The organism is Faecousia intestinalis (assembly GCF_040096185.1).
In the GTDB taxonomy this organism is placed as follows: domain Bacteria; phylum Bacillota; class Clostridia; order Oscillospirales; family Oscillospiraceae; genus JAZOXB01.
In genome coordinates this window covers 48,541-55,411 of record NZ_JBBMFF010000158.1, presented here as the reverse complement: position 1 = coordinate 55,411, position 6,871 = coordinate 48,541, and the positions used below count along the sequence as shown (strand labels likewise).

Below are 6,871 nucleotides of genomic sequence, written 5' to 3'. Positions count from 1 at the left end.
CTCGGCATCCGGCTGGATACCGAGACATTTGACGCAGAGAAGATGGCAACCTTTTTATCTCTGCACGACCTTTCCACTCATGTGCATGATCCGCTTTTGCTGGAGCTGCAGGGTATTCGGACGCTGTCGGTCAACGTATTCGATCAGGAGGAATACCTCGGCTGCCTGACGGTGTTTGAGGCCTTCCGTCCGCTTCAAGATTTTGACCGCGCGCTTTCGATCTTCCTTGCAAAGCTCCTGCGGCAGGCTGTCCAGCAGAACCCGACGCTTGCCAGCACCCGCTCCGCCGTACGCCGCGCCCTGCGCAGCGTTATCGCAGGGCAGCCTGTCGATTTTGAGCTGCGGCGTGCGCTCAGTCAGGAAAACGGGAAAACGGACTGGGTCTGTGTCCGCCTCCAGCCAAAGCGTGGGGCAGCGCCGCTGCCCGGCACGTATCTTTCCGCCGCATTGGAAGAACGGTACACCGGCGCGATGGCCTTTGAGTACGAGCGTACCGTCGCCGCATTTCTACCCGCCGCACAGGCCGAATGTGAGACAACGGCGCAGCTCCTGCCGCTGCTGGACAGACTCGGCCTGGTCTGCGGCGTATCCGGTGTGTTTTCCAATCTGTATGAGGCAAATCAGGCATGGTTCCAGGCTACCAGCGCCCTGCAGAACGGCTTTTTGCAAGATGGAAACGGCACGGTCTTTTATTTTCAGGACTATCTGCTGCCGCAGCTTCTGTCCGGTGCGCTGTCAGGGCGACCCTCGTGGGTCTATTATCCGAACGGGCTGAAAAAGCTCAAAGCGCATGACGAAGCTTCGCAGGTCTCGTATCTGGAGACGCTGCGCGTCTACCTCGACAACAACCTTTCCGTCACCAGAACGGCAGCGGCTCTCTATCTGCACCGCTCGACGCTTCTCGATCGTCTTGCCCATATCACGCAGATGCTTGGCCGAGATCTGAAGGATCCGGATTTCTGCCTGACGCTCGGCATTCTGCTCCGTGCGGAGCTGCAGCAGAAACGGCTGGCTCGACCAAAGACATAATTTCATTCCCGCTGCGGGTTTCGCAGCGGGAGCTTTATGTTCTTAGCGGAGAAACAGCGCCATAATTCCGGAGAGGGCGGCATAGACAAAGAGCAGCACATCCGGGGTGAGAATTTGTCTTTGATCCGCAGGCCGTTTTTCTGAATCTCCTCTGCCCAGCTGCCCCGCGCCAGATTGCAGCCGGGTACGCCTGCGCCGAATACCGGAATTTTCATAGTTCGATCTCCTGTTTCTGTCCGTTTGTTTCAGATGAGGTTAGCGAATGCTAACTGCAACAGCATTATGATAGCACCCATTTTGCCAAATACAATGGCCTTTGCGAAAAAGAAGGCTTCCGCGAAAGCGGATGTGTTGTATATCTACATTACACGCTGGGACAAACCCCAACACTCTCGACAAATATCGACAAAAATCGCGTTATTCTGCGCAAAAAACTGCTTGACATTTCATTAAAATTTCGATATTCTAAAAATAACGGCGAATCCGGGCAGCAATGCGGGATTCCCTGTGAATCGGAAAACGGGAAGGGGAAAGAATATGAGTTGGGATTTGCGCGCCCTCGGCGGGGCGGTACAGCTTCCGTGCGGAGAGCTGGCCTGGACAAAGCCGCAGATCTTTCGGGTGCTTGCCAGCGTCGAGGCAATGCGCGGCGTCGTTCTGGGCGGGGATGTGCTGTTCGGCAACGGGACCTACACCGGCAGCAGCTGGCAGTATTGCCTGACCTGCGAGGATCACTATGTCGCCTTCCTGCGGGAGAACTGCCGCGGCAGCCGCAGAACGGCCGAGGCATTCATTCGGGACTTTTTGGCCACGCGCAGCGGAGAATACCTGTTTGCGCCCGTGCTCCGCGAGGGCGTGGATGCCTATATCCACCGCAGCACGGGGGGCCTGGCTCCGGGCTATGACTGCGCCGCACGGTCGGGCTGCGGACTGCCGTGACCGTTTGCCGGAAAAGCCCCTTGGACTTTTCCGGCAAAGAAATTCTGCTTCGCTGCGGAGCGCTTCAGACGCGCTGCGGCGTCTGCGCACCCTCCGGGTGGGTGATCCGGACGGGATAGGACCCGGTCCCGTCGCCGACGGTCTGGGCATACAGCCGCACCATATGCTGCCAGGTCCGCCGGTCCAGCTCGCCGGTCACGGGCAGGCCGCAGCGGGCCTGCAGCCATTTGAGGCAGGCGGTGCAAGCTTCATCGTGCCGGCCTGTCACGGAAACGGGCGGCATGCCGTCATAGTAGTGCCGCAAGGCCTGCAGCATGCCCTGAGCAAGGTACAGGTGCATGTTCTGCTCGCCGGGGGAGATGGTCTGCATCGGCTGAAAAAGCGGGCGCAGCGGCTCGGCCGGGCCATGGTGGATGTGCGCCTCGCGCGCGGCATCCACAACGGCGTTCCAAGTCGTAAGGTCGGCCGCTCCGGTGACGGGCAGGCCGTTCTGCTGTTGAAATTCCCGCACGGCACGGGCCGTCTCCGGGCCGAAGATGCCGTCGGGAACGACGGTTGTGGGCTTCCCGGCATGGCGCTGCAGCAGGCGCAGCATGGACTGCAGGGAACGGATGGGCATTTGCATGGCTTTCCTCCTTTTATGTGTCGCTGTCGCCGAGGCGCAGGATCTGTCCCGGGAAATTCGGGATCACTCCGGCCTGCACGAGATAGCCGACCTCCTCTGCGATCTCCTGTGCCACATCCTGCGGCAGCGGCCCGGTCTCGGCAATCCCGGCGAGACGGTCAAAAATGGCGTTCCACGTCTGCTCGCCGACGATGCCGTCAATGGCCAGACCGGAAAAGCGCTGGAAGGCCCGCACGCTGTTGGCCGTTAACTCGCCGAAGATGCCGGTCTGCGGCGGCATGGGGACGTCGTTGATATACGAGCCGATGACCTGCAGCATATACTGCAGCACGCGCACCGGCTCACCGGTGCTGCCCTCGCGCAGTACGCGGGAATACTGCCAGTTCACGGCATAGAACGTCTGCCCCTGCGAGGCCAGCTCTGACAGCTCCGTCACCGCGACATACAGCCGCACGAGCTGATACCACGTGCCCTTGCCGACGATGCCGTCCGGGTCCAGATTGAAGATGCGCTGTGCGGCCAGCACGGCATTTTCCGTCTGCGTGCCGAAAATGCCGTCTACGGACGCAACACGTGGGATGGCGGGGTAGTTCTGCCCGATGCGGTTGAGCATGACCTGCAGCTGCACGACCTGCGGCCCACGCGAGCCGCGGCGCAGGGGCGTTCCGCCGTAGGAGGGGGCGTAGCCGCGCATGGGCGCGTTGCGGACGATCTCGATATCCTCGCCGTAATAGCGGCGGAGAATTTCCACGGAGCTCAGCCCCTGCTGTGCAAGCTCCTGTGAGCCCCACTGGCTCAGACCGTCGCACGTCACGGTCGTTCCGTTGCAGAATTTGGCGGCCAGAGGCTCCACAAAGCCCTGCCGCCGGAGATAGGTGTTGAACAGCTCGTCGACGAGGCGGCCGACATTTTCAAAAATATTCCGCCCGTTGATGAATTTCTGGTCGATGGCCGTCGAGGACGTGATGTCGAAATCATAGCCCCGGCTGCGGTAGAATTCCGTATAAACGCGGTTGAGGGCAAAGGAAATGATGGCCAGAATGTTGGCGACGAGGGCGCTGTCCTCCCACGTCGGGTAAATTTCGCTCGAGGCGACGTTTTTGACATAGTCCGCAAACGACACCGTCACATTCGCGGCCGAGGCGGTCGGCGGCCCCAGATGCACGGTGATCTGCGCGGGAATGTAGGGAGTGACCGTTACCATGGCCGCCACCTACAGCGCCTGCGGCGAGATCGGGAAGACCTCGGTCAGGTTGTAATACTCCGGATACTGCGGGTAGGGGATCATGGCCAGCTCCTGAATGGCCCGCACCCCGGCGAAGATCTGGATGCCCTCCACGAGGATCTGCTCGTAGCCGGGGCACTCCGCCGACAGGTCCACCTGCGTGAACGGCTGCCCCGTTCCCGGGGCCTGACTGCCCGCTCGCTCGGGCGCTTCGATGACGATGGGGCCGATCATGCCGCTTTCGTCCGTGATGCGCAGGGCAAGCAGCTTCATGCTGCCCTCCGGCGTGCGCTCCGTGATGCGGATGGCTACGCCGGGCAGCGGGAGCTGCGCGTTGGAAGCAAAGGCTCGCGCCTGTAGGGTTCCGCTTGCTGCCATAAGGTACCTCCTGAATCGGGTTTGGGCAGCCCTTGCGTACTGCCCTGAGATAGTCTATGCGCAGGTGCTCCCGCCTGCGCCAAAATTTGTGCTTGACAGCGTAACAATGTTATGCTATTATGATGGCGTAACAATGTTACGGAAGGAGGATGCGAATGGAAGACCTCATTTCCAAGCGTGAGCTGCTGGAGCGCTACGGCGTGTCCTATGGCGCGCTCTATCGCTGGAAGCGCATGGGCCTCATCCCGGAGGACTGGTTCCTGCGCCGGGCAACGCCGACCGGGCAGGAGACGTTTTTCCACCGGGCGCAGATCTGCCCGCGCGTGGAGCAGATTTTGCAGCGCGGGGATACCTCGCTGGAGGATCTGGCCGAAAAGCTCCGGGAACCGGAGCGGCAGGCCCCAGAAAACTGGCTCATCGTGACGGACCGCTTTACCAGCCGCCGCTTCCGGCTGGAGGAACTGAAAAGCATTACATTGATCGTGGACGGGCAGGCGCAGGAGCTCCTGCCAAAGCAGAAGGGAGTTCATCAGAAATGAAACAGAATTTGAATTGTTCCGGTTCGACCCGCGTTGACGGCGGGGAATACGGCGAGGTGCGCGTAAGCGCCAGCCTGCGCGTGGACGGCGACCTGCGGTGCGACACCCTGCAGTGCTCCGGCTCCGCAAAGATCGAGGGCGCGCTTTCCTGCGCCGGTGAGGTCCGCTGCAGCGGCTCGGTGAAGGTCGCGGGCGAGGCTGCCATGCAGGAGGGCCGCTTTTCCGGCAGCGTGAAGGCACAGTCGCTGCACTGTACGGGAACGCTGCAGTGCTCCGGCTCGGCAAAGATCGAGGGCGGCATGCAGCTTGGCAAGGCCCGCTTCAGCGGCAGCTGCGCCGCAGAGGGCGACATCCATGCCGAGGAGCTTGAGATCGCAGGCTCACTGTGCGCCCCGGCTGTGGAGGCCGAGCGCTTCCATGCCTCCGGCGTGTTCCGGATCGACGGCCTGCTCAATGCCGGAGAGATCACCCTGTCCCGCGGCGGCCTGTATCAGGCGGGCGACATCGGCTGCACGACGCTCCGTGTGGTGCAGGACGCGCATGTGATCTCGCTCGGCCGCCGCAAGCGCGCACTGGAGGCGCAGTCCATCGAGGGCGATACGCTCGAGCTGCTCGATACGCAGGCGGCCGTCGTCCGCGGGCGCTTTGTCCGCGTCGGCGCGGGCTGCGTGATCGATCGCGTGGAGTATTCCGAGGACCTGACGGTCGAGGACGGCGGTATCGTAAAAGAACCGGTCCGCTGCTGATTGACACGGCGTGTCCCGCATGATAGAATGCGGGAAAAGGAGGAAATGCTTATGCTGAAATTTCCCAGGGATCTATACTCGGATGTCCGTGTGGAGGACGTGGCGGAAACGACGCTCGTACTCGAGGACGGCGAGCTGAAGCAGTGCACCGAGAGCCGCCGCCGCGGCGCATTCGTGCGCGTCTATGACGGAAAGCGCTGGTATAACAGCGCCACAACGGAGCCGGACCGCCTGCAGCAGGAGCTTGATACGCTGGCCGCCATGGCAGAGCCGAACCCGGCCATCGGCGACGACCCTGTTGTGCGCCGTTTTGAGGTGAACCGTGACTGTGTGCTGCGCTGGCAGGCAGGCGACCTGCGCGCCGTGCCGGTGGAGCAGAAGCTGGCGCTGCTGCGCAGCTATCAGCCCCTGCTGGAGCGCAGCGGGCTTGCCGCCACCCGTGCGCGCTATCTGGATGTGCATGTCGACAAGACCTTCCGCTCTTCGCTCGGCGCGGATATCCGGCAGGACTATCAGCACTGCGGCATCGCGCTGGGCTATACCGTCACGGGCGCGAACGCGCCGTTCACGAATGGCCGGCAGCGCTATGCATCGGATTTCGCGGGCCTGCAGGGCTGCCAAGAGGGCCTGCGCGCGGCCATTGCGGAGGACGTGAACTATGCCATGCACGCCGTCCCCGTGGAGCCGGGGGAATATACCTGCGTGCTCTCGCCGACGGTCGCCGGTGTGTTTGCCCATGAGAGCTTCGGCCACAAGAGCGAGTCGGACTTTATGCTCGGCTCCGAGACGATGCGCCGGGAGTGGGAGCTGGGCAAGCAGGTCGGCTGGGAGGGCCTGAGCATTCTGGACTCCGGCGTGCCGAACGGCTCCGGCTACTGCCCCTATGACGACGAGGGCACGCGCGCGCGCGACACCTATCTGGTGAAAAACGGCGTGCTGACCGGCCGCCTGCATTCCGCAGCGACGGCTGCTGCGCTGGACGAGGCAGTCACGGGCAACGCCCGCGCCATCAGCTTCGAGTTCGAGCCGATCGTGCGCATGACCTCCACCTGGATCGCGGGCGGCACGGACACGTTTGAGAGCCTGCTGCGGGGGGCCGAGGGCGGCCTGTATATCCCGGACTTCTTCCACGGCTCCGGCATGTCGACATTTACGATCGCTCCGGCGCGCGCTTACCGCATCCGCGGCGGAAAACCGGCAGAGCCGGTGCTGGTCAGCGTGATCTCCGGCAATGTGATGCAGACGCTGCATCAGATCGACGGCGCGACGGCCGAGACGGAGCTGCGCAGCCTGTTCACGGGCGGCTGCGGCAAAATGGAGCAGTGGCCGCTGCGCGTCGCGTTCGGCGGGCCGTACCTGCGGGTGCGCGGCCTGAAGGCGCAGTAAGGAG

8 protein-coding genes are annotated in these 6,871 nt (G+C 62.6%); 5 read left to right on the top strand and 3 right to left on the bottom strand.

The window, feature by feature from the left end; translation table 11 throughout:
* Positions 1–1,029: PucR family transcriptional regulator (locus WMO66_RS04330; RefSeq protein WP_349135155.1), on the top strand; the 1,029-nt coding region annotated here is incomplete at its 5' end.
* A 537-nt stretch (positions 1,030–1,566) separates the two neighbouring features.
* Complete coding sequence (locus WMO66_RS04325; protein WP_349135154.1) at positions 1,567–1,968, top strand: Imm40 family immunity protein; 402 nt, start codon at positions 1,567–1,569, stop codon at positions 1,966–1,968.
* 64 nt (positions 1,969–2,032) lie between these two features.
* Here the strand turns inward: WMO66_RS04325 and WMO66_RS04320 are convergent, their stop codons facing one another.
* Genes WMO66_RS04320 through WMO66_RS04310 form a run of 3 tightly spaced genes read right to left on the bottom strand, consistent with a single transcriptional unit; the run spans position 2,033 to position 4,196 of the window.
* Positions 2,033–2,593 (bottom strand): peptidoglycan-binding domain-containing protein, encoded by a 561-nt coding sequence (locus WMO66_RS04320; RefSeq protein WP_349135153.1) that lies wholly within the window; start codon positions 2,591–2,593, stop codon positions 2,033–2,035.
* A 13-nt stretch (positions 2,594–2,606) separates the two neighbouring features.
* Entirely contained in the window at positions 2,607–3,797 is a 1,191-nt protein-coding gene (locus tag WMO66_RS04315) for a peptidoglycan-binding protein (RefSeq protein WP_349135152.1), read from the bottom strand.
* Between the two features lie 9 nt (positions 3,798–3,806).
* On the bottom strand, positions 3,807–4,196 hold the full coding sequence (locus WMO66_RS04310) for a spore cortex-lytic protein (protein ID WP_349135151.1): 390 nt from the start codon (positions 4,194–4,196) through the stop codon (positions 3,807–3,809).
* Between the two features lie 155 nt (positions 4,197–4,351).
* Between WMO66_RS04310 and WMO66_RS04305 the strand changes: the two genes are divergently transcribed.
* The 3 genes from WMO66_RS04305 to WMO66_RS04295 are packed head-to-tail and all read left to right on the top strand — an operon-like array spanning position 4,352 to position 6,867.
* Positions 4,352–4,735, top strand: coding sequence for a DUF4004 family protein (locus tag WMO66_RS04305; RefSeq protein ID WP_349135150.1), 384 nt, complete (start codon positions 4,352–4,354; stop codon positions 4,733–4,735).
* A complete protein-coding gene (locus WMO66_RS04300; protein WP_349135149.1) occupies positions 4,732–5,481 on the top strand; it encodes a polymer-forming cytoskeletal protein in 750 nt (249 codons plus the stop codon). The genes WMO66_RS04305 and WMO66_RS04300 overlap by 4 nt, the downstream gene beginning before the upstream one ends.
* Before the next feature lie 51 nt (positions 5,482–5,532).
* On the top strand, positions 5,533–6,867 hold the full coding sequence (locus tag WMO66_RS04295) for a TldD/PmbA family protein (protein ID WP_349135148.1): 1,335 nt from the start codon (positions 5,533–5,535) through the stop codon (positions 6,865–6,867).
* Positions 6,868–6,871: the final 4 nt, after the last annotated feature.